Origin of the sequence: Staphylococcus sp. LKG3-1 (genome assembly GCF_048568385.1) — a bacterium.
GTDB classification, from domain to species: domain Bacteria; phylum Bacillota; class Bacilli; order Staphylococcales; family Staphylococcaceae; genus Staphylococcus; species Staphylococcus saprophyticus.
Map to the genome: position 1 here is coordinate 47,416 of NZ_CP183796.1, position 22,780 is coordinate 70,195.

Annotated in this window: 21 protein-coding genes; 15 read left to right on the forward strand and 6 right to left on the reverse strand. The window is 32.9% G+C overall.

Annotated features, from left to right (window positions below):
* Positions 1–171 precede the first annotated feature (171 nt).
* The 3 genes from ACM595_RS00190 (at position 172) to ACM595_RS00200 (ending at position 3,965) form a co-directional block, all read left to right on the forward strand.
* A complete protein-coding gene (locus ACM595_RS00190; RefSeq protein WP_002483763.1) occupies positions 172–1,170 on the forward strand; it encodes a competence protein CoiA in 999 nt (332 codons plus the stop codon).
* A gap of 51 nt (positions 1,171–1,221) precedes the next feature.
* Positions 1,222–3,030, forward strand: a complete 1,809-nt coding sequence (gene pepF / locus ACM595_RS00195; RefSeq protein WP_002483762.1) for an oligoendopeptidase F — start codon at positions 1,222–1,224, stop codon at positions 3,028–3,030.
* A 320-nt stretch (positions 3,031–3,350) separates the two neighbouring features.
* Positions 3,351–3,965, forward strand: a complete 615-nt coding sequence (locus ACM595_RS00200) for an NAD(P)-dependent oxidoreductase (RefSeq protein ID WP_002483761.1) — start codon at positions 3,351–3,353, stop codon at positions 3,963–3,965.
* 593 nt (positions 3,966–4,558) lie between these two features.
* Here the strand turns inward: ACM595_RS00200 and yjbH are convergent.
* From yjbH to ACM595_RS00215, 3 genes are all read right to left on the reverse strand, one after another.
* Positions 4,559–5,347 (reverse strand): protease adaptor protein YjbH, encoded by a 789-nt coding sequence (gene yjbH / locus ACM595_RS00205; RefSeq protein ID WP_011303484.1) that lies wholly within the window; start codon positions 5,345–5,347, stop codon positions 4,559–4,561.
* 17 nt (positions 5,348–5,364) lie between these two features.
* Positions 5,365–5,736: a truncated hemoglobin YjbI gene (locus ACM595_RS00210; RefSeq protein ID WP_002483759.1), complete on the reverse strand. Its 372-nt coding sequence runs from the start codon at positions 5,734–5,736 to the stop codon at positions 5,365–5,367.
* 87 nt (positions 5,737–5,823) lie between these two features.
* Positions 5,824–6,408 carry a CYTH domain-containing protein gene (locus ACM595_RS00215; RefSeq protein ID WP_419744366.1) on the reverse strand — a complete coding sequence of 195 codons (585 nt, stop codon included), beginning with the start codon at positions 6,406–6,408 and terminating at the stop codon, positions 5,824–5,826.
* Between the two features lie 187 nt (positions 6,409–6,595).
* Between ACM595_RS00215 and ACM595_RS00220 the strand changes: the two genes are divergently transcribed.
* The 7 genes from ACM595_RS00220 to fabI all read left to right on the forward strand — a co-directional run bounded on the left by ACM595_RS00220 (position 6,596) and on the right by fabI (position 13,578).
* Entirely contained in the window at positions 6,596–6,943 is a 348-nt protein-coding gene (locus tag ACM595_RS00220; RefSeq protein WP_002483757.1) for a hypothetical protein, read from the forward strand.
* Positions 6,944–6,959: 16 nt separating this feature from the next.
* Positions 6,960–7,595, forward strand: coding sequence for a GTP pyrophosphokinase (locus ACM595_RS00225; RefSeq protein ID WP_002483756.1), 636 nt, complete (start codon positions 6,960–6,962; stop codon positions 7,593–7,595).
* 11 nt (positions 7,596–7,606) lie between these two features.
* A complete protein-coding gene (locus tag ACM595_RS00230; protein WP_002483755.1) occupies positions 7,607–8,416 on the forward strand; it encodes an NAD kinase in 810 nt (269 codons plus the stop codon).
* The gene (locus tag ACM595_RS00235; RefSeq protein ID WP_115338609.1) at positions 8,416–9,270 is read left to right on the forward strand and encodes an RluA family pseudouridine synthase; all 855 of its coding nucleotides are present in this window, start codon (positions 8,416–8,418) and stop codon (positions 9,268–9,270) included. The genes ACM595_RS00230 and ACM595_RS00235 overlap by 1 nt, the downstream gene beginning before the upstream one ends.
* A 26-nt stretch (positions 9,271–9,296) precedes the next feature.
* Positions 9,297–10,682 (forward strand): magnesium transporter, encoded by a 1,386-nt coding sequence (gene mgtE, locus ACM595_RS00240; protein ID WP_002483753.1) that lies wholly within the window; start codon positions 9,297–9,299, stop codon positions 10,680–10,682.
* 9 nt (positions 10,683–10,691) lie between these two features.
* Entirely contained in the window at positions 10,692–12,536 is a 1,845-nt protein-coding gene (locus ACM595_RS00245; RefSeq protein ID WP_011303479.1) for a monovalent cation:proton antiporter family protein, read from the forward strand.
* 271 nt (positions 12,537–12,807) lie between these two features.
* A complete protein-coding gene (gene fabI / locus ACM595_RS00250; RefSeq protein WP_002483750.1) occupies positions 12,808–13,578 on the forward strand; it encodes an enoyl-ACP reductase FabI in 771 nt (256 codons plus the stop codon).
* A 175-nt stretch (positions 13,579–13,753) separates the two neighbouring features.
* Here the strand turns inward: fabI and cozEa are convergent, their stop codons facing one another.
* Positions 13,754–14,839 (reverse strand): lipoteichoic acid biosynthesis protein CozEa, encoded by a 1,086-nt coding sequence (gene cozEa, locus ACM595_RS00255; RefSeq protein ID WP_037538884.1) that lies wholly within the window; start codon positions 14,837–14,839, stop codon positions 13,754–13,756.
* Positions 14,840–15,176: 337 nt separating this feature from the next.
* On the opposite strand from cozEa, the gene ACM595_RS00260 reads away from it, so the two are divergent.
* The 3 genes from ACM595_RS00260 to ACM595_RS00270 all read left to right on the forward strand — a co-directional run bounded on the left by ACM595_RS00260 (position 15,177) and on the right by ACM595_RS00270 (position 18,187).
* Positions 15,177–16,751, forward strand: coding sequence for an alanine/glycine:cation symporter family protein (locus ACM595_RS00260; protein ID WP_037538882.1), 1,575 nt, complete (start codon positions 15,177–15,179; stop codon positions 16,749–16,751).
* A 94-nt stretch (positions 16,752–16,845) separates the two neighbouring features.
* Entirely contained in the window at positions 16,846–17,592 is a 747-nt protein-coding gene (locus ACM595_RS00265; RefSeq protein ID WP_037538881.1) for an esterase family protein, read from the forward strand.
* A gap of 85 nt (positions 17,593–17,677) precedes the next feature.
* Positions 17,678–18,187: a YjcG family protein gene (locus ACM595_RS00270; protein WP_002483746.1), complete on the forward strand. Its 510-nt coding sequence runs from the start codon at positions 17,678–17,680 to the stop codon at positions 18,185–18,187.
* 121 nt (positions 18,188–18,308) lie between these two features.
* On the opposite strand, the gene ltaA is transcribed toward ACM595_RS00270, so the two are convergent.
* A complete protein-coding gene (ltaA, locus tag ACM595_RS00275; protein ID WP_037538878.1) occupies positions 18,309–19,505 on the reverse strand; it encodes a lipoteichoic acid biosynthesis MFS flippase LtaA in 1,197 nt (398 codons plus the stop codon).
* The gene (locus tag ACM595_RS00280; protein WP_037538876.1) at positions 19,483–20,658 is read right to left on the reverse strand and encodes a diglucosyl diacylglycerol synthase; all 1,176 of its coding nucleotides are present in this window, start codon (positions 20,656–20,658) and stop codon (positions 19,483–19,485) included. Before ACM595_RS00280 ends, ltaA begins: the two co-directional genes overlap by 23 nt.
* Positions 20,659–21,060: 402 nt before the next feature.
* On the opposite strand from ACM595_RS00280, the gene ACM595_RS00285 reads away from it, so the two are divergent.
* Positions 21,061–22,545 carry a UDP-N-acetylmuramoyl-L-alanyl-D-glutamate--L-lysine ligase gene (locus ACM595_RS00285; RefSeq protein WP_041079090.1) on the forward strand — a complete coding sequence of 495 codons (1,485 nt, stop codon included), beginning with the start codon at positions 21,061–21,063 and terminating at the stop codon, positions 22,543–22,545.
* Positions 22,526–22,774, forward strand: a complete 249-nt coding sequence (locus ACM595_RS00290; protein ID WP_268747308.1) for a YueH family protein — start codon at positions 22,526–22,528, stop codon at positions 22,772–22,774. Before ACM595_RS00285 ends, ACM595_RS00290 begins: the two co-directional genes overlap by 20 nt.
* Positions 22,775–22,780 lie beyond the last annotated feature (6 nt).

The following is a 22,780-nucleotide window of genomic DNA, read 5'->3' on the forward strand; positions in this document are numbered from 1 at the left end:
GCACGTTAGATAACAAATGCATTATAAGATGTTGAAACCAGCTATGGGTCATTACCCTTAGCTGGTTTTTTTATAGAGCAATTGCGTTTTTAAATAAATAGGCAATATTTTATCTAGTAGTAGAAGTAATTTATTGATTAATAAGGTGTAATTATTATGAGGTGAAGAAGCGTGTTGTTAGCGTATGACCATCATAAACATTTAGTTTTTGCAAATCATGCTGTTAAAGGTGCCGAATATACATGTCCACATTGTAAAAATAAAATGATTTTAAAAAAAGGTGAAATAATCACACCACATTTTGCTCATTTAAAAGTAGCTTCTATTTTTTGTAGTAAAGGTGAAACTCAGGCACATTACTCACTTAAATATCAGCTTGCACTGAAATTGTCATGTATCGGTTATCATGTACAAATCGAGCCTTATATTGCTGGGATTTATCAATATCCTGATTTAATTATTGATAAAAAGATCGCCATAGAAATACAATTTTCAAAAATCACAATTTCTAGTGTGAAAAAACGTAGTAACGGTTTGTTACATATTGGTTATAGATTAATATGGATTATTCCAAACCCATATTACGATAAACTTAGGCATATTTTAATATTAACGAAGTACGAAAGAACTTTTATAGATTTTAAATCTAAACGCTTGCTCACATGGGACAGTAGTAACAAGCAGTTATATATGTATCAAATTTATAATTTTATTGGTGGCAATCGCTATATTGCACATAAATTTAAACTGGAGATTAAAGATTTTGACTATGTGTTTAGTCAAATTGAAACTGAAGATTTTACGCGTGATATCAAATTAAACAAAAATACGATTCAGCAATATATAAATCGTTGTCGATGTACACGCTCTGTTAAAGAACCAAGTTTAAGCGTTATGTATAATTTAGGTCTATCTGATAATTGGGTAAGTACGTATTTAGGAATCATATATCCAGAACAATTATACATTCAATCCCATCCTATTTATTGGCAATTGCAATTATTATATTTACTTGTTAAAACACCGCAAAATTTAAACGAATTTAATGAAAAAATAATGCTTAATCACTTTTATAACATAGAAAATACAAAGGATGTCATAGTTAATGAGCTTATAAATAAATTCAGAAATTCTTACAGTAAAATGGAATACAATAACGTGCAAAATTAGGCCGGACGTGAGAAAATTAAAGTATTGAAAAACATAGGAGGTTTACTAAAAATGACACAACAATTAACAAGAGAAGAACAAGAACGTAAATATCCTGAATATACATGGGATTTAACAACTATATTTGAATCAGATGAAGCTTTTGAACAAGCTTTCAAAGAGGTTGAGGATAACCTCGGTCAAGAGCAACAATTTCAAGGACATTTAGGAGATAATGCTGAAACTTTATATAAAGCGTTAGCATTAGAAGATGAACTAGGTTCAAAATTAGAAAAAGTATATGTATATGCACATTTAAAACAAGACCAAGACACTGCCAATGATAAATATACAGGATACGAATCACGTGCACATCAATTAATTATAAAATTTAGTTCAGGTTGGAGTTTCTTAGTACCTGAAATCTTACAAATAGATGAAGAAACAATTCAATCATTCATTGAAGAAAATGATGATTTAAAACAATATGCATTTGATTTGAAATTAATTAATGAAAAACGTCCTCATGTATTAACTGCAGATAAAGAAAAGTTACTAACAGAAGCGCAAGATGCATTATCAACACCAGATAATGTATATGGTATGTTTAGTAACGCTGATTTAGAGTTTGAAGACGCTGTCGATAAGGATGGTAATACGCATTCACTCACTCAAGGTACATTTATTAAATGTTTAGAATCAGATGATCGCGTGTTACGTAAATCTGCATTCGAAAACTTATACAAAGCATACGGCGCATACAATAATACGCTAAGTGCTACATTGGCTGGAGAAGTTAAAAAGAATGTATTTAATGCAAGAACACATCATTATGAATCGGCAAGAGCAGCGGCGTTAAGTAATAACCATATACCAGAGACAGTATATGATAATTTGGTGAAAACAGTACATGAATACTTACCATTGTTACATCGCTATACCAAATTACGTAAAGAGTTATTAGGTTTAGATGATATGAAAATGTATGATCTTTATACACCATTAGTTAAAGATGTGAAATTTGAAATGCCATATGAGGAAGCAAAAGACTGGATGGTAAAAGCGTTGCAACCAATGGGTGAAGAATATATGAAAGTAGTACATGAAGGCTTAAACAATCGCTGGGTTGATGTGTTTGAAAACAAAGGCAAACGTTCAGGTGGTTATTCTTCAGGTGCGCACTTAACCAACCCATTTATTCTCTTAAATTGGTCGAATACAGTTTCTGATTTATATACTTTAGTGCATGAATTTGGACATTCAGCGCATAGTTATTTTAGTCGTCAAAATCAGCCTTCTAATTCAAGTGATTATACGATTTTTGTTGCTGAAGTTGCGTCTACTTGTAATGAAGCTTTATTAAGTGACTATATGGATAAGCATTTAGACGATGAAAGAAGACTATTGTTACTAAATCAAGAGTTAGAACGTTTCCGTGCTACATTATTTAGACAAACAATGTTTGCAGAATTTGAACATAAAATTCACCAAATTGAAGAGGCGGGTGAGCCGTTAACAGCTAATCGTATGAACGAAGAGTATGCAGAATTAAACAGATTATACTTTGGCGATTCAGTTGAAACTGATGAAGATATTAGTAAAGAATGGTCTAGAATTCCTCATTTCTATATGAACTATTATGTGTATCAATATGCAACCGGATACAGTGCAGCACAAAGTTTAAGTCATCAAATATTAACTGAAGGACAACCTGCTGTTGATCGTTATATTAATGAATTTCTGAAAAAAGGTAGTTCAAATTATCCTATAGAAATATTGAAAAATGCTGGGGTAGATATGACAACACCAGAACCAATTGAACAAGCTTGTAAAGTCTTTGAACAAAAATTAGACGCTTTTGAAAAGCTAATGAAAGCTTAATGTGAATGTATTCGTTTACAATATGACAAGTTTGTGACAAACTAAAATTATTTAATTCAAATGGTTGAAAGGTCTATTTTAGCGTGTTATATTATAAACATGAAATTAATCACATAACAAACATACCCCTTTGTTTGAAGTGAAAAATTTCTCCCATCCCCTTTGTTTAGCGCCGTGTAATCAGACACGGCGTTTTTTTATGCTCTTTTTAAATAAATTTCCAAGATGCGTTTAAATGAATAACTATTCAATTGACTTTATTCCGAAAAAGCGTTATCCTAAACTTGTATCTAAAATAAATACAAGAAAGAAGTGTTTTCATGAAAATTGCAGTAGTAGCAGCAAATGGGAAAGCCGGTCAACTTATTACTAAGGAAGCGGTAGAAAGATCGCTAGATGTTACAGCAATTGTTAGAAGTGAGAATAAAACAGTTGCGCATCAAGTCTTACAAAAAGATTTGTTTGATTTGACTAAAGAAGATATTGCACCTTTTGATGTCATTGTTGATGCATTTGGACAAATGAATAAAGATAAGTTGAATGAGCACAGTCAATCGCTAGAACATCTTAGTAATTTGGTTAGTGACAGTCAAAAACGACTCATTATTATAGGTGGCGCAGGTAGTTTATACGTAGATAAAGCACATACAGAAAGATTGATTGATTCTCCTGATATGCCAGAAGAAGTAAAACCTATTAGCATGGCGCAAGTCAAAACATTTGAAGAAATTAAAAAGCGTGATGATGTGCAATGGACTTTTGTGTGTCCAGCACCAGATTTTCAATTTGATGGTGAGAAAACAGGCACTTATAAAGTGAGTGATGATGAAGTAATAGGTACACATGTAAGTTATGCAGATTTTGCTAAAGCAATTGTAGATGAGGCAATGGGCCCTGAACATATTCAAAGTCGCTTTGCGGTATTTGCAAAGTAATTTTCAAAAAACAAAAAAGTAGTAAGCCATTCATAATAAAGCACTATCATAAAATGGGCTGGTGAGCAAAAGCGCACTAGTCCATTTTTTATGAACATACTAAGTAGTGCAAATATCTCTGCAATTAAAAAGATGTCATCGTAATAAAGGAAAATAGTTTGACTATGAATAGCTTAATAACTAAATATTTGTAAGATTAAAGGACAAAATATAGGAATTCACGTTTTGTTTACATTAATATAATTTTCTAATGTATTAAGTACTCTTTTTACTATAGTGTCATTAGGACAATTTCAAGTTCTTATTTATGAATAGCGTGAAAATCAAGTGCATTTTAAATTGTATGTATTTATCGTTTCTACACGAAATCTTCACGTGCTGATATACAGAGAAATTGTATGAGTTAAGGACTATGGGTTGGTCTATATCTCTAGAGTAGCAAGTACAATCTAAATGGTGTAATGAATATAAAAAAAGAGGGCTAATCCATTTACATAGTGATTAGTCCTCTTTATTTGAACATGGGACTGTATGTCCCAACTTCATGTTTTTGAAATTAATACATTTATACTATATCGTACGTGTTAAAAAGATTAATTTTTTGCTTTCCAGAATTTGCCATCTGGTGATTTAAGTTTTTCAATTTTTTGCTGTAGTGCTAGCTTTTTAAGTTCTTTATTCATTAGTTTTTCCGGCCATTCATAAATCGTAAGTAGCTCTTCTTTGGTAACCAATTGTTGTTGTTGAATATAGTCTTCTAAACTTGGTGGTAATTCTTTTTCTATTGTTGAACCAATAAGCTCATTAATAATATATGTGTATATATGGTAAGGATATAAGCCTTCCACTTTTAAGCCTTCTTCATGAACATCTTCATTAAAAAATACGAGAGAGGGCGCTTCCTCAATTTCCATTTCTCGAGCAATATGCAAGTCTACTTGTAAACTTTCTTTTAAGCAAGAACTATTTAAATCTTCTTTAAATACTTCGTAATCTAAACCTGCGTTACTGATACAACTATTTACCATTGATTCAGTAATAATATCACGCTTAGGAATAATTTCATTTTGAACGAGATGTATAAATCGTTCAGCACGAATACGTCCTTGAAGTTCCGCAGCCTTATAGGCTAATGCGATATTATCTAAATCAGAGGTGCTCTGAGCTTGGCATTTTGTTAAAACACGTAATGAAGGGTTCAATATATGTCTAATACTAATATATTGCTTATATTCAATACGTAATTTAGAAAGGATAGCCGATAGCTTAAAGCATTCCTTACTGAATGGATCGAAAAAGGAATAAATTTCTATCTTGCTCACAGGTGAAAGATTTGCATCTTCACGACTATTAGGTTGTATTAATCTTAATTCTTCAGTCATGTCTATTCCACCTACAATTAATTTTCGGAATTAACCATGTGATTTGCCGTTAAACGTAATCGTTCATATAAGTAATCACCAACACCAGCTGGAAATTGTGCATGCGCGATTGCATGTGCCATATTTTCAAGCCACGCATCTCGTTCGTGATTTGTGATTATGAAATCCATATGCCGTTTTTTTAGCATTGGGTGACCATGTTCCTGTGTATAAAGGTTTGGACCACCTAAAAATTGCGTCAAGAATTGCTTTTGTTTTCTACTCGTTTCTTCAAAATCCCCAGGAAACAAATGGTTAATTCTATCGTCGCGTTTAACTAAATAATAAAAATGATCAATCATCTTGTATAAGGCGTCATGTCCAATGATTTCATAAGGTGTTTGAGTCATAATATCACCGTATCCTGTTAATATATTACTAATATAACATGAATTTTTACATTTGGAAGTAATTCGACTTCTTGCTATTGTGCTTGATTAATTGCCAGATAAATTTGATTTACGTTTAAAAAATCTTTGGACTTTATTATCTGGTATTTCATGTTGCATATTAAATTGTTCAAGAATATTTTTAAATTGTTTGAACCCTTCATCGTAATCATCAACTTCAAATTCTAGTTCAAAATCTTCGAAATCAAGATAGCGACTTTTATCTAATACAAGTAAATTCCCATTAACTTCTTTTTCGAGTCGTTCTGTCGTTAATGCGCCAAGAATAACTAATTGATTTAAGTCAAAGTCCATTTTTTCAAGTTGTTCTATGATTTCAGCAGGCAACATTTGTGTCGTGATTGATTTGTTTAATTCAGGCACGACCCGAGTTTCAAAATTATATTCCATCAGACCAACTTCAGCAGGTATTTTTAAAGTCATCTCATTATAATCATCTTTCACACGAATTCTTAAGGCTGACTGGTGTGCCTTCAAGTCAAATTGTGGTGTATCAATATAGTAGTTAGTTTGACTAAAGGTACCGACATCCTGAAAATAGGTTTTATAAATGAATTGGTATTGTGATTGGGTTAATAATTGTTTAAATTCAATTTCATTATTCGTAGCCATGCATACACTCCTTTTTTACATATAATAACTTATTTTAAATCACTTTTTCCTTATTTTAAATTGAACTGCATTTGTAAAATTTGAATTAAGTAAAAGTTATGTATATATGTTGGTAAAACATGTAAGTTGTGACGTGTTATGTACGATAGAATTATGTTAAAATGATGAGGAATAAGGAGGAACAAGCATGCGTATTTATGTAAATGAAATTAAAGTTACAGAAGACAGTATAAATTGTTATACAGAGCAATCTACAGAAGGCTTACAAGAAGCAGGACAAATGCTTGTTGATAGCGATAATTATAGTTTTGCATATATTTTAGACGATGGACAATCATATTCTTATTTAATATTTGTCCAAGAAACTTGGTCTATGTTACATGAAAATAAAGGCAAGAAATTGATTATTAATGATGAACTAGAATTAAAACAATTCGAAAATGAATTTAACTATATATTGGATAACATACAAGGTAATTCAAATTATGGTAAGGAGTTTGTGTCCGTTGTTGAAAATACTTTCGAATTAGATTGAAGCGGAGTGAAGCACAATGAATCAGTGGGATCAGTTTTTATCTCCATATAAGCAAGCAGTCGACGAACTGAAGATTAAATTAAAAGGGCTTAGAAAACAATATGAAGTAGAAGATAATGCTTCTCCTATAGAATTTGTAACGGGCCGTGTGAAACCAATGACGAGTATTATTGATAAGGCAAATAAGCGCCAAATATCATTTGATCGTTTACATGAAGAAATGTACGATATCGCTGGTTTACGTTTAATGTGTCAATTTGTTGATGATATAGATATCGTGGTTAATTTATTGAGACAACGTAAAGACTTTAAAGTTGTCGAAGAAAGAGATTATATTAGTAATACGAAACAAAGTGGTTATCGTTCATTCCATGTGATTATTGAATATCCTATAGAAACACTTAATGGAGAAAAGAGCATTTTAGCAGAAATTCAAATCAGAACGTTAGCGATGAATTTTTGGGCAACGATAGAACATACACTGAGATATAAATATGATGGAGACTATCCACCTGAGATTCAACATCGTTTAGAGCGAGCGGCAGAAGCAGCTTTCTTATTAGACGAAGAAATGTCTGAAATAAAAGAAGAAATTCAAGAAGCACAGAAATATTATTCTAAAAAGCGTGCGAAAAAGCATAATAATGACTAGGGGATGTTACGATGCGTTACACGATATTATCTAAAGGTGATTCAAAATCAAATGCTTTAAAACATAAGATGATTAACCATATGAAAGATTTTCAAATGGTTGAAGACCCAGATAATCCAGAGATTGTCATTTCTGTAGGGGGAGATGGCACATTGTTACAAGCGTTTCACCAGTATAGTTACATGCTTTCTCGTTGTGCATTTGTTGGGATTCATACAGGACATTTAGGTTTTTATGCTGATTGGCTACCACATGAAGTGGAAAAGTTAATTATTGAAATTAATAATTCCGAATTTCAAGTCATTGAGTATCCCTTATTAGAAATCATCGTTCGTTATAATGATAATGGTTATGAAACTCGCCATTTAGCTTTAAATGAGGCTACTATGAAAACGGAAAATGGGTCTACGCTTGTTGTGGATGTAAATATAAGGGGTAACCAGTTTGAGCGTTTTAGAGGTGATGGTTTGTGTATATCCACACCATCAGGTTCAACTGCTTATAACAAAGCGTTAGGTGGGGCATTGATACATCCTTCATTAGAAGCAATGCAAATTGCAGAAATCGCATCGATTAATAATAGAGTCTTTAGAACGGTAGGTTCTCCCTTAGTCTTACCTAAACATCATACGTGTTTGATAACACCAGTTAATCAGGACACAATTTTAACTACCATTGATCATGTGAGTATTAAACATAAGAATGTGAATGCAATACAATATAGAGTAGCCAATGAGAAGATACGATTTGCTCGATTTAGACCATTTCCTTTTTGGAAAAGAGTTCATGATTCATTTATTTCCAGTGGAGAGGATGAATAATGAAGTTTACTTTTAATATTACTGCTTCAGAAATGTTACGTTCTTTTTTACAACGACATCATTTCTCTAAGCGAACGATAAGCGCCATTAAACATAATGGCGCTTTAGTAGTTAATGGTCAAACTGTTACGGTTAGAAAACAATTGGCTATTGGTGATATTTTGGAAGTATACCTTGGTAAAGAAATCCCAAGTACAAATCTTAAACCTTATCAACAACCATTAAATATTTTATTCGAAGATGACTATTTAGTTGTTGTATCAAAACCACCGTATCAGAACTGCGCACCTTCAAGAGACCATTTGCATTATAGTATAGTAGAACAAGTATTAGGCTATTTAAATGAAAAACAGCCTGGCATCAATCCCCATATAGTGACACGACTAGATCGTAATACCTCTGGAATTGTTATATTGGCTAAACATGGGTTTATTCATCATTTAATGTCTAACCTTAATATAGATAAAAAATATCTTTGTATCTGTTATGGTAAGACTGAAAAAGAAGGCGTGATAGATGCGCCCATTGCAAGACACCCAGAAAGTATTATTCAACGTCGTGTCGATGCAGCTGGAAAAACAGCGCAAACACGGTTTAAGCGAGTGGAATATAAGGAAGGATTTAGTATGTGTGAAGTAACATTACTAACTGGAAGAACACATCAAATACGTGTGCACTTTCAGCATATCGGTCATTCTATCGTAGGCGATGCGCTTTATGGTGGCAAGCATGAAAGCTATCATCATCAACTATTGAGATGTACCCAGGTGGCATTCATACATCCTATAAAAAATCAAAATATTGTAATTAATGATAAATATGATGCAATAGAAACGCTATTTAATATGATATAATTTTAAACATACATGGAGGTGTACGAATGGCTAATGAGAAAGATTCAATCGTTTTAGAGGATGAACAAGTTTATGACCAAACATTATTAGACAATTTGTTGTTAAATAATCATATAGATGAATTTAGAGATGAATTCTTATCCATGCATACATATGAACAAAGTGAATACTTTGAGGATAGCAATGAAGATATACGCCAACGTATGTATGAAGTACTATCGCCAGAAGAAGTAGCGGATTTCTTTGAACAATTAGAAATTGATGAAGATGAATACGAATCACTTTTTGATGCGATGAATGCTAATTATGCAAGCAAGGTACTAGAAGAAATGTCTTACGATAATGCAGTTGACATTATGAACCAGCTATCTAAGCAAAAAATAGTTAGTCTCCTCACGTTAATGAATAGAGAAGATGCAAAAGAAATAAAAGCATTATTACATTATGATGAAGATACTGCCGGCGGTATTATGACAACTGAATATATTTCTTTAAAGGCAACCATGCCAGTAAAAGAAGCGCTCATGCATGTCAAAGAACAAGCGCCAGACGCTGAGACAATTTATGTTATTTTTGCAGTTAATGATAACAAACAATTGGCTGGGGTACTCTCTCTTAGAGATTTAATTATTGCTGAAAATGATGCATACATAGAAGACATAATGAGTGAACGTGTCATTAGTGCAAATGCTGCAGATGACCAAGAAGATGTAGCTCAAAAGATGAGAGACTATGATTTTATTGCAATGCCAGTTGTCGATTATCAAGATCATTTGCTAGGTATTATAACAATCGATGATATCTTGGATGTTATGGACGAAGAAGCAAGTGAAGACTACTCTCGTTTGGCTGGTGTATCAGACGTAGATGCAACAAATGATTCAGTGTTTACGACAGCTAAAAAGAGATTGCCATGGTTAATTATTTTAACATTTTTAGGGATGATTACAGCAACAATATTAGGTTCATTTGAAGATACTTTATCAAAAGTAGCATTATTAGCAGCATTTATTCCTATTATCAGCGGGATGTCCGGGAACTCTGGGACACAATCACTCGCCGTATCCGTACGTAATATTTCTACTGGTGAAATATATGAACAAAGTAAATTTAAAGTCGCTTTAAGAGAAGCGGGTAGTGGATTTTTAAGTGGTCTTGTATGTGCTTTGTTACTATTTATTATTATAATGGTGCTGTACGGACAAGCAATACTAGCTATCATTGTTGGTGGAAGTTTGACGATTGCAATGACGGTAGGTACTTTAGTGGGATCCATGATTCCCTTAGTAATGAATAAATTGAAAATTGATCCAGCGGTTGCTAGCGGACCATTTATCACAACAATCAATGATATTGTCAGTATGCTAATTTATTTTGGATTAGCTACATCATTTATGTCTTATTTAACTTAAGGGGGTTATATGGAATTTTTATCGCTTGTTGTCGTAGTGTTAGCGGCATTTTTTACACCAATATTAGTCAATCGACTCAGAATCACATTTTTACCTATAGTGGTAGCTGAAATTTTAATGGGCATTGTCATTGGGCACTCATTTTTAAATTTAGTAGAACGAGATGCAATGCTCAATATATTATCAACTTTAGGATTTATTTTCTTGATGTTCTTAAGTGGTTTGGAAATAGATTTTAAAGCTTTTAAAAGAGATAAAAGTTCAGCGAATAAAGAACAAAAATTGAAGAAACAAGAACCTGGCCATTTACAATTAGCAGTTGTTGTTTTCATGTTTATTATGATTATTTCTATTATTTTCGCATATATGTTTAAGTGGTTTGGACTTATTGATGATGTCTTACTAATGGTTATTATTATTTCTACGATCTCATTAGGTGTAGTCGTGCCGACACTTAAAGAAATGAATATTATGCGTACGACGATAGGTCAGTTTATCTTATTAGTAGCTGTACTTGCAGACTTAGTTACAATGATTCTATTAACAGCTTATGGTACATTACATGCTTCGGGTAATACATCGTTATGGCTAATTGGTAGTTTAGTCGTCTTTACCATTATTTTTTATTTGTTAGGCGGCATTTTCAAAAAAGCACAATTTTTACAGAAATTAATGGATGGTACGACTCAAATCGGTATACGTGCAGTATTTGCCCTGATTATTTTGTTAGTTGCTTTAGCTGAAGGGGTAGGGGCAGAAAATATTTTAGGTGCATTTTTAGCAGGTGTGGTTGTCTCATTACTTGGTCCAGATGAAGATATGGTTGAAAAGCTAGACTCTTTTGGCTATGGCTTTTTTATTCCAATCTTTTTCATAATGGTCGGCGTAGATTTGAATATTCCACAACTCATTAAAGAACCAGCATTATTATTAATTATTCCATTTTTAATTTTAGCATTTTTAATTTCTAAATTAATTCCATTGTTTTACATACGAAAATGGTTTGATATGAAAACAACGATTTCTTCCGCATTTTTACTAACATCAACTTTATCGTTAGTTATTGCTTCTGCAAAAATAGCAGAACAATTAGGTACAATTTCACCAGAAATTTCAGGTATTTTGATATTAAGTGCAGTGATTACATGTGTATTTGTACCTATTGTATTTAAAAAAATGTTTCCTATGCCTGATGAGGCCACTAGACAAATTGAAGTTAGTTTGATTGGGAAAAATCAATTAACGATTCCAATTGCCCAAAATTTATCATCACAACTTTATCAAGTATCGCTTTATTATAGAAATGATTTAAGTGATAAACGTAAATTGTCTGATGCCATTTCAATGATTGAAATTTCGGATTACGAAGAAGAGTTGTTAGAACGTCTAGGACTATTCGAAAGAAATATCGTAGTATGTTCTACAAATGATGATGAAATTAACCGTAAAGTAGCATTGATGGCTAAGGCGCATGGTGTGAAACGTGTTATCTGTCGATTGGAGTCTAGTTCGTCAGATGAAACGTTACAAAAAGCGGGTATTGAAATCTTCAGTAGTTATATGAGTAACAAAATTTTGTTAAAAGGTCTCATTGAAACACCAAATATGCTTAATCTTTTAAGTAATGTTGAAACATCATTATATGAAATTGCGATGTTAAATCATCAATATGATCAAATCCAATTACGTAATTTCCCATTTGGTGGAGATATTATCTTTGTACGAATTATTAGAAATAATGAATCTATCGTGCCACATGGTGATACACAATTACGTTACAGAGATAGAGTAATCGTTACTGGTTCAAAAGAATATGTAGACGAATTAAAACGCGAATTAGAATTCTATTATTAAGTTAGTGAAAAATAGAGCGAAGGACATTGCATGGTATGCAATGTCGTTTGCTTTATTTTTATGTTTTTTTTGTACGAAAGCGCGTTATACTGACAAATTTGGAAGTGAAAACGTATTAAATTTATGAGTATAGTAAAATAAATTGTTTATTCAATCAAACCAATGTTAAAATAGGGAATGCTTATATTGGCATAGAGCAAAGTGATCGTTCGTAGCTTCATAACTACTCGAACCAATTAAAAATGGAAATTTAAATAAAGGAGTTATATTCATGTTAAATTTAGAGAATAAAACATTCGTCATTATGGGTATTGCGAACAAACGTAGTATCGGTTTTGGTGTAGCTAAAGTATTGGACCAACTTGGTGCAAAATTAGTATTTACATACCGTAAGGATCGCAGTAAAAATGAATTAGAAAAATTAGTTGAACAATTAAACCAATCAGAACATCATATGTATCAAATTGATGTTCAACAAGATGAAGATGTCATTAATGGTTTTGCTAAAATTGGTGAAGATATCGGACATATTGATGGCGTATACCACTCAATTGCTTTTGCAAATATGGAAGATTTACGTGGTCGCTTTAGTGATACATCACGTGATGGTTTCTTATTAGCGCAAGATATTAGTTCTTATTCATTAACACTTGTAGCGCGTGAAGCAAAAAAATTAATGCCTGAAGGTGGTAGCATTGTAGCTACAACATATCTAGGCGGAGAATTTGCAGTACAAAACTACAATGTGATGGGTGTTGCTAAAGCAAGTTTAGAAGCAAATGTACGTTATTTAGCTTTAGACTTAGGTGAAGATAACATTCGTGTTAATGCGATATCAGCTGGTCCTATCCGTACATTAAGTGCGAAAGGTGTTGGCGGCTTTAACACTATCTTAAAAGAGATTGCAGAACGTGCGCCTCTAAAACGTAACATTGATCAAGAAGAAGTAGGTAAGACAGCGGCATACTTGTTAAGTGATTTTTCAAGTGGTGTAACGGGTGAAAATATCCATGTAGATAGTGGTTACCATATCGTTAAATAAAGAAACACAAAATACGCATGACCATCGTTACAATTCAACGATGGTCATGCGTATTTTTATATAAATGAGACCGAGACATAGATTATTGTCTCGGTCTCAAACTTTATTTTCAAAAAAGGAAGATGAGCGCATTTTATATAACCATGAGTTCATCTTCCCACTTATTTTTTGATGATTATTCTTTTACATCACTATTCGCTTTTTCCATAATCTTTTCTCGATAATGGAATACATTTCGAACAATTGTTTTAATGACTGCATATAATGGAACGGCTACTAGGATGAGTACGAAACCACCTAAATTACCAGCAGCAAGAATAACAACAATAATCGTTAGTGGGTGAATATTTAATGATTTACCCATAACGTTTGGTGTGATGACATTACCTTCTAATTGTTGAGCGATTAGTGTAATGATACATACCCAAATGAAAATTGTAGGACTTTGAATAATACCAATAATACCTGCTGGTGCAAATGCCATCCAAGGACCTAAGAACGGTATCATATTGGCAACACATGCAAATATAACAAGTAATAATGTGTAATTTAAACCTACAATAGAATAGCCTATATATAAAATGATACCTAAGATAATACTTACTGTCACTTGACCTTGAATATAAGATTTTAAAGTGTCATTTAAGTCTTTTAATAAATCAACAATAAATACTTTTCTTTCGCCTTTAAATAATTTAGCGATAAATGGAATAAAACGTTCGTGATCTTTTAACATATAGATCAAGAAGAATGGCACCATGATGAGTAAGAATAAAGTTGAAATAAATGAAGTCAAGTAACTTAATGAGTTAGATAAAACATTTGCAGTACTATCACTCATAGATTGAACCATTTTATTAATTCTATCTGTGACATCATTAGGTAGTCTTTCCATTTGGTCTAATGAAAAGTTAATGATGTGTTGAACTTCGTGCTGTAATGCTGGAATTTGATTAATTAAATTTTCAATTTGCTCGGCAATCAGTGGTCCTATATAACCAATGACAACACCAATGATGATAATTAAGCCAATGAAAATTAAAGTGATACTTCCCCAACGAGGGATTTTATTTTTTTCAAGTATTTTTTGAAAAGGTAAGCAAATATAGAATAAGAAGCTACTTAATAAGAGTGGTAACAACACCGATTGTAAAATAATAATAAATGGCGTGAACACACTATGGACTTCCATTACTAATTTGATTAGTAAAAACAGGATTAATAGTGCAATACCTGTTCTAAACCAAACCTTATTTAGCATAGAACGGTTCCTCCTAAAATTCATTATTTAAGTACAATTCAGTATATCTTAAATGAAGACATAACAAAAGATGAAATTAAAATTATTGAAGCCAATAGAGTATATTGTGATAAATAAAGAAATCTAAAAACGATATACGCGTGACGTCATATTAAATAGTGTGAAATTATTTTCCTTTGATATAAAGTAATTGTAAATATTTTATATTAATTATAACTTGAAATATATAAATTGTGAAAATGATTACTTATGAAATACGTTGCACGGAATATTTTATAAGTGTATAATGATGAAAAATATATCATTTTACATAATGGTACTACAAGGGGGATACATTATGTTAGAGGGGTTACTTACTTGGTTTTATGATATTGTTTGGAGCAAACCGTTAGTTTATGGGTTACTGATTACAGGTGTACTTTTTTCATTAATGATGCGCTTTTTCCAAGTTAGGCATTTTAAAGAAATGATCAGATTAATGTTTCAAGGGGAAAAATCACCTACGGGGATATCGAGTTTCCAAGCCATTGCACTGTCACTCGCTGGCCGTGTCGGTACTGGTAACATAGTGGGTGTATCAACTGCAATCTTTATTGGTGGACCAGGTGCTGTATTTTGGATGTGGGCAACGGCTTTCTTAGGGGCAAGTAGTGCATTTATAGAATCAACACTAGGTCAAATATATAAGCGAGAAGAAAAGGGACAATACCGTGGTGGACCAGCATTCTATATTGAATATGGGATTAAGGGCAAATTAGGAAAAGTCTATGGCTTAATTTTTGCTATTGTCACAGTCATTTCTGTAGGACTCCTATTACCAGGTGTTCAGTCTAATGCGATTGCCAGCTCTATGAAAAATGCATTTAGATTGGAACCATGGATTATTGCAATATTTTTAGCGGTGCTTTTAGCCTTAATTATTTTTGGAGGTATTAAATGGATAGCGAATGCAGCAACCGCTATTGTTCCATTTATGGCAATTGCATATATTATAATGGCTGTTATCATTATATTCTTGAATATTGAACAAGTTCCAGGATTGATTGCACTTATTTTCAAATCTGCTTTTGGTATGCAAGCGGCTTTTGGTGGTATCTTAGGTGCCATGATTGAAATCGGTGTTAAACGTGGATTGTATTCTAATGAGGCTGGACAAGGAACTGGACCACATGCAGCTTCAGCAGCAGAGGTGTCACACCCAGCTAAGCAAGGGTTAGTTCAAGCGTTTTCTGTCTATGTAGATACATTGTTTGTATGTTCGGCAACGGCTTTAATTATATTACTTTCAGGTACATATAATGTGACAGATGGAGGGACAACCTCAAGTGGTAAACCGAGTATGATTAAAGATAATGGCATTTTTGTAGAAATGTCAAATGGTGATAAAGATTATTCGGGTACAGCGATGTATGCACAAGCTGGTATTGATAAGGCCTTTCAAGGTGGTAGTTATCATTTTGATCCTGCATTTTCAGGCATTGGCTCATACTTTATTGCATTTGCGTTATTCTTCTTTGCATTTACAACGATATTAGCGTATTACTATATTGCAGAAACCAATATTACTTATTTGACTCGGAAGGGAACAGGAAGGACAACATTCTTCTGGATTAATGTCACGAGAGTCGTATTAATTGTTGCCACAGTATATGGTGCAGTGAAGACGGCGGATATCGCTTGGATGATGGGTGATTTGGGAGTTGGTATGATGGCTTGGTTGAATATCATAGCTATTTGGATATTGCACAAACCAGCTATTCAAGCATTGAAAGATTATGAATTACAGAAAAAACAACTAGGTTCTGGTAAAAAAGCAATTTACAAACCAGACCCCAAAAAAGTACCAAATGCCGTCTTTTGGCTAAAAGACTATCCACAACGTTTGGCCAAACAAAAAACAGATGAGTCATAGAGGTATTTACACCATAAATAATAAGATTTCAACATTTTAAAATAATGCGTCTCTTGGTACAATGTCATTAAGACTACGAGGGGGCGCATTATTTATGTATGATTTTAAACCAGGATGTATCACTAAAATTAATTTTCCTAGTAAAATATTAGATAGAGATGTCACACTATCTATTTATTTACCAAAAGATTTTACCGAATTATTTAAATATAAAATCGTATTTTGTTTTGATGGTGCTGATTTTTTCAGTTTTGGTAGAATTCATCGAACTTATGAGCAGTTACGAGAGGCCAATGAGGTAGAAAGAGCTATATTTGTTGGATTTCACTATGAAGATGTTGATAAACGGCGCGCAGAATTTCATCCACAGGGTGCACGTACACATTTAACTGTAAAAGCAATGGCCAATGAAATATTGCCATATATTGATCAAACATTTCCTACATTTAAAGTAGGTAACGCACGCATTTTATTAGGTGATAGTTTAGGGGGTAGTGCTGCGTTAATTACGGCGTTATCTTATCCGCGTATCTTCAGTCAAGTTGGTTTATTAAGTCCACAACATGATGAAGCGATTGAAATGTTAATTGAACGTTGTCAGTTTAAAGAACAATTATCCATTTGGCATGCTGTAGGATTAGAGGAAGAAGACTTTAAATTGCCAACAACAGGCAAATCTGCAGACTTTTTAACACCTAATCGAAAACTAAATCAAGTCATTGAAAAAAATGATTTCACATACCATTATTTAGAATTTAAAGGTGGCCATATGTGGAAGTCATGGAAACCATTATTAGGAGATCTGTTAAAATATTTTTTATCAGATAATATTTCTTTTTAATAATCTGAACTAAGATGACTTTAGAGTAACGAATTTTTCAGAAATTTGCTATAATGAAAATATGTTAAACAAAGGAGGAATTTAAATGATTTTAGGATTAGCATTAATTCCGTCAAAAGCATTTCAAGATGAAGTGAACGCATATCGTAAGCGTTATGATGCACATTATGCGACAATTATGCCGCACATTACGATTAAGGGGCAATTTAAAATAAACGATGGTGATTTAGAATCTGTTAAAGAGACAATTAAATCTAAAATCGAAGGCATTCCAACGATTGATATACATGCGACAAAAGCATCAAATTTTGCGCCAATCACTAATGTTATTTATTTTAAAGTTGAAAAAACTGAAACTTTAGAAAGACTATTTAATCAATTTAACAATGGTGATTTTTATGGTGTAGCAGATCATACATTCGTGCCTCACTTTACTATTGCTCAAGGCTTGACTAGTCAAGAATTTGAAGATATTTATGGTCAATTAAAGTTAGCGGGAATTGATTACAAAGAAACAATTGAGCAGCTTTCACTTGTTTATTATGATGAAAAAGAAGAAAAATGGAAAGTACTTGAGAACTATAACTTAGCTTAAGATTAAACTATAAAATATGAGTCATAACATACGATAAAAACTTGGAATGAATAAAAGCGCCACTCGCAATATTAGAAATAAATTTTCTAATATGCGAGTGGCGCTTTTTTATATTATTTAGTTAAGAAGTTTTAGTTTTATTGTTCACTTTTACAAAATAAATACCATAAAAGATGGCTAAGAATAAGAATACAAGTGCTGAGAAATAAAAAGTATTGTTAACTGATTTGGTGAATTCAGTAATGAGTCCACCTACAAGGGGACCGATCATTGAACCGAAACCTTGTACACTATTGAATACCCCCCAAGTTTCTTCTTGTTCATCTGAATGGATATGACTTGCCATAAACGTATTCCACGCTGGCAGTAAAATACCGTACATAAGACCTATAAATACTGCTAGCACCCAAACGATTGTAATATTTGTAATAAGTGAAAGTGCAAATATCATCAGCGTGTATAAGACAAAGCCACCAAAAATAACCCAGTACATAAATAAGGTGCCATGTTTATCTATTATTTTAGATAAGAAGAGCATTGAAATAGCACAACCGATACCGCCGAACACAATTGCCATAGTATATTCTAATGTGGAGACACCAACAACTTTAGTAGCGTATGTAGGTAATATGGGTACCAATGCAGTGATTGAAGCACCTTGTAATAATATACCAGGGAATAATATCATGTGACGTTTAGTCACATCGACAATTTGCCCTAATTGTTGTTTGACTGGGCGTGTATTGTAATTCGTCAATCTTATTTTCACGAAGTAGTATAATATCCAAGCGATTAATACAACGAGTGACATTAAAAATGCAAATTGAGTTGGATGGAATTTAAAAATGATATTCATACCAACCATACCGACTAGCAGGCCTAACAGCCAAGAGAAATATACATATCCCATTTGCTTACCACGATTATTCTCATCTACACTTGCTAACATAATCACCCAAATTGGACTCACAGCGATACCAAGTAAAATGGCACTGGCTATTAAAACAAAGGGCGATGTAGGGAACCAAATGACTAAAAATAAACTTGCAAAGGCAAGTAAGAAACCTAGTGTTAGCACTAATTTAGTACCTAAACGCTTAAGTAAAAAGCCAATCACAAAATTGGTAGTTGCATCAGCAATAAAATGTATAGAAATAGCGATAGATGTAATACCTACCGCGATAGATGTTGCTGTTGGAAGTAGCGCTAAATAACTGAGTATGTACATTCCGCGAGCGAATTCCATTAAGAATAAGATGATGAGCATGATTATGAAATTTTTATTTGAGTTGTAATTATTTAACGAAGAGCTTTGCATATAAAGGAACCTTTCCATATACTTCTTCATAATGAGATGAATGATTAAGTAAGTTTAATAAATCTTTACATAATTTATAAGTTGAATATGGAATTCTTGACGCGTCCATAGATTCTGACATCGAAGCTAATTTGGTCGGTGCATTCGTTAGAGCAGCGACTTGCTCAATAGCAGCTTCAGGTGTATTGGCAATACGACCATAGCCTTTTTCTTCAAAGTAAACTGCGTTCTCAAGTTCTTGACCTGGCGCAGGATCTAAGAAAATCATAGGGATTTGACGCGTTAATGCTTCTGAGATCGTGATGCCACCTGGTTTAGTAATCATCAATTGACTCGAAGCCATCCATTCATTCATATGTTTGGTATAACCTAAAATCAAGACGTTGTTATAATCTTTAAATTGCGATGTTAATGAACGTTTTAAATCTTTATTTTTACCACATATCATGACAACTTGTGCATGCGGACTGCGATTTAAAATTTCTTGAATCATTTGACCAAAACCTTTAGAAACACCAAAAGCACCCGCAGACATTAGAATTGTCGGTTTGTCAGGGTCTAAGTGATTTTGACTTAGCCATGCCGTTTTATCAATGTCTGTTTCGAATTTATCAGATATAGGAATACCTGTAACCTTCAATTTATCTTTAGGAATGCCAATACTTGCAAACTCATCTTTCAGTTCCTCTGTAGCAAGATAGTATCGTTGAGAGAAAGGTGTAATCCAATTCTTTTGCATACGATAGTCAGTCATGACAGTAGCGATTGGTATATTCATATCAAATTGCTCAGTTAATACAGACATGACTGGTGTAGGAAATGTGAGTAAGATAAGGTCTGGCTTTTCTTTCAAAAGTAAATTCATTAATTTATTTAATCCGTAATATTTATAGAAACATTTATCTAATTGATCTGGTTGGCTATAATAAAAAGCTTTATACATATTTCTAAAGTATTTAAAGCTGTTAATGTACCATTTTTTACAAATAGAAGTGAGGATAGGGTGTGCTTCTAAAAATAAATCGTGTTCGATAACTGTTAAATTGTCTAGATTCATTTCTTTGAATTGGTTCACTACACTCTGAGTAACTTGTAAATGCCCATTACCAAAAGATCCAGTAATTATCAGTATTTTTTTATTTTGAGTAACCATTAAAAGCCACCCTCCAATAGATTATATTTAGCTCATGTTAAGTTTAACGTATTTTTTTAACGTGTGAAAGAAAAAACACAATTAATAATGATTATATCATTTTACAATCAGATAAGAAATGCTACATACTGTATTGGAAATTAATACATATTAAAATAAGATTGTTGTATATCTATACCATACCACTATTAATCTAGAAGTAAGCTTGCAAAATGGTAATTTAAGCAAATATATAGAAAATATTAACAATTATATAACATGGGGTTAATATTTAACAGATTTTAAATGTATAAAATAGCTATATACAATAGGAAGAAATTATTAGCATCTCATCTTTAGATTCTATAAAATAAGTTGAAAATGTGTATAATAGAACTATTGGAAATAAAGGAGCGATAAATGTTGGATGCAAATGTGTTGTTTGAAAAAATAAGAGTGAAACAAGTTATCGGCACACTAGAAAAAAATATAACAGATATAACGACCGATTCACGTACGGCACAACATGGCAGTGTGTTTGTTGCCTCAAAAGGTTATACAGTGGATAGTCATAAATTCTGCCAAGATGTCGTTAATCAAGGATGCCAAGTGATTATCGTTAGCCATCAGCAAGAAATAACAGGCGATGTAACTCAAGTTATCGTACCTGATACTTTGCGTGTGGCTAGTTTATTGGCAAATACATTGTACAATTACCCTAGTAAACAATTGATAACTTATGGTGTAACTGGAACAAATGGTAAAACGTCAATTGCAACAATGATACACCACATATATAGAAAGTTAGGTAAAGGAAGTGCTTATTTAGGTACGAACGGCTTTCAAATTAATGAGGATAAATCAAAAGGTGCTAATACGACGCCTGAAACAGTCTCACTGACTAAAAAAATAAATGAAGCAGTAGAAAAAAATGCAGAAGCCATGACTTTGGAAGTGTCAAGTCATGGATTATCATTAGGTAGATTACGAGGCGTTGATTTTGACGTAGCAATCTTTTCAAACTTAACACAAGATCATTTGGACTTTCATGGTACTATGGAAGCCTATGGACATGCCAAATCATTATTATTTAGTCAATTAGGAGAAGACTTATCACAAGAAAAGTTTGTAGTATTGAATAAGGATGACGCTTTTTCAGAATATCTTGCCTCTGTTACACCATTTGAAGTATTTACATATGGAGTGACAAATGATGCACAATTTACAGCACATCATATCAATGAATCATTACAAGGTGTGCAGTTTACCTTTAAAACCCCTGAAGGTGAGTTTCAAGTGAAATCACCTTACGTTGGTTTATTCAATGTCTCTAATATTATGGCAGCAATGATTGCTGTGTGGAGTAAAGGTATTGCGTTAAATGATATCGTTGATGCGGTAGAAAATCTAGAACCAGTTGAAGGACGATTGGAAGTACTTGATCCGTCATTACCTATAGATTTGATTATAGATTATGCACACACGGCTGATGGTATGGATAAACTGATAGATGCGGTTAAACCATTTGCTAAACAAAAATTGATATTCTTATGTGGTATGGCTGGAGAACGAGATTTAACGAAGACGCCAGAAATGGGCCGGGTCGCTTGTCGTGCAGACTATGTTATTTTTACACCTGATAATCCAGCTAATGATGACCCTAAGACACTAACTCAAGAATTAGCAAAAGGTGCTACACATGATAATTATATTGAATTTGAAGACAGAGCTGAAGGTATTCGTCATGCAATCAATATAGCGGAACCAGGAGATACTGTCGTATTAGCTTCTAAAGGGCGTGAGCCTTATCAAATTATGCCTGGACATGTCAAAGTGCCACATCGCGATGATTTAATTGGTCTTGAAGCGGCTTATGATAAATTCGGTGGTGGTCCAATTGAAGATTAAAAATTTACATTTTAATGAAATAGCTGGTCATGTGTATATTTATGAAAACAAAGTGAATCAATGTATGTTAATCGCAATTCCTGATATGCTTTGGTCATTAGAAATCGATTCATCTTTAAATGAAGATGATATGAACGAGGAACTTGTGATACACTTGTTTACGTTACTTGATGAGTCAACAGCTTCACAAATTGCTGATGACATCGTTAAATGGATATTTGAAAGTTAAAGGAGA

Coding starts and splice junctions, on each gene's coding strand:
- ACM595_RS00210 (WP_002483759.1), bottom strand. CDS start 5,736: ATGACTCAAACACCTTATGAAATCATTGGACATGACGCCTTATACAAG.
- mgtE (WP_002483753.1), top strand. CDS start 9,297: ATGGCTAATGAGAAAGATTCAATCGTTTTAGAGGATGAACAAGTTTAT.
- ACM595_RS00200 (WP_002483761.1), top strand. CDS start 3,351: ATGAAAATTGCAGTAGTAGCAGCAAATGGGAAAGCCGGTCAACTTATT.
- ACM595_RS00235 (WP_115338609.1), top strand. CDS start 8,416: ATGAAGTTTACTTTTAATATTACTGCTTCAGAAATGTTACGTTCTTTT.
- ltaA (WP_037538878.1), bottom strand. CDS start 19,505: ATGCAAAGCTCTTCGTTAAATAATTACAACTCAAATAAAAATTTCATA.
- ACM595_RS00270 (WP_002483746.1), top strand. CDS start 17,678: ATGATTTTAGGATTAGCATTAATTCCGTCAAAAGCATTTCAAGATGAA.
- ACM595_RS00220 (WP_002483757.1), top strand. CDS start 6,596: ATGCGTATTTATGTAAATGAAATTAAAGTTACAGAAGACAGTATAAAT.
- ACM595_RS00260 (WP_037538882.1), top strand. CDS start 15,177: ATGTTAGAGGGGTTACTTACTTGGTTTTATGATATTGTTTGGAGCAAA.
- ACM595_RS00230 (WP_002483755.1), top strand. CDS start 7,607: ATGCGTTACACGATATTATCTAAAGGTGATTCAAAATCAAATGCTTTA.
- ACM595_RS00215 (WP_419744366.1), bottom strand. CDS start 6,408: ATGGCTACGAATAATGAAATTGAATTTAAACAATTATTAACCCAATCA.
- cozEa (WP_037538884.1), bottom strand. CDS start 14,839: ATGCTAAATAAGGTTTGGTTTAGAACAGGTATTGCACTATTAATCCTG.
- ACM595_RS00225 (WP_002483756.1), top strand. CDS start 6,960: ATGAATCAGTGGGATCAGTTTTTATCTCCATATAAGCAAGCAGTCGAC.
- ACM595_RS00245 (WP_011303479.1), top strand. CDS start 10,692: ATGGAATTTTTATCGCTTGTTGTCGTAGTGTTAGCGGCATTTTTTACA.
- yjbH (WP_011303484.1), bottom strand. CDS start 5,347: ATGACTGAAGAATTAAGATTAATACAACCTAATAGTCGTGAAGATGCA.
- pepF (WP_002483762.1), top strand. CDS start 1,222: ATGACACAACAATTAACAAGAGAAGAACAAGAACGTAAATATCCTGAA.
- ACM595_RS00265 (WP_037538881.1), top strand. CDS start 16,846: ATGTATGATTTTAAACCAGGATGTATCACTAAAATTAATTTTCCTAGT.
- fabI (WP_002483750.1), top strand. CDS start 12,808: ATGTTAAATTTAGAGAATAAAACATTCGTCATTATGGGTATTGCGAAC.
- ACM595_RS00280 (WP_037538876.1), bottom strand. CDS start 20,658: ATGGTTACTCAAAATAAAAAAATACTGATAATTACTGGATCTTTTGGT.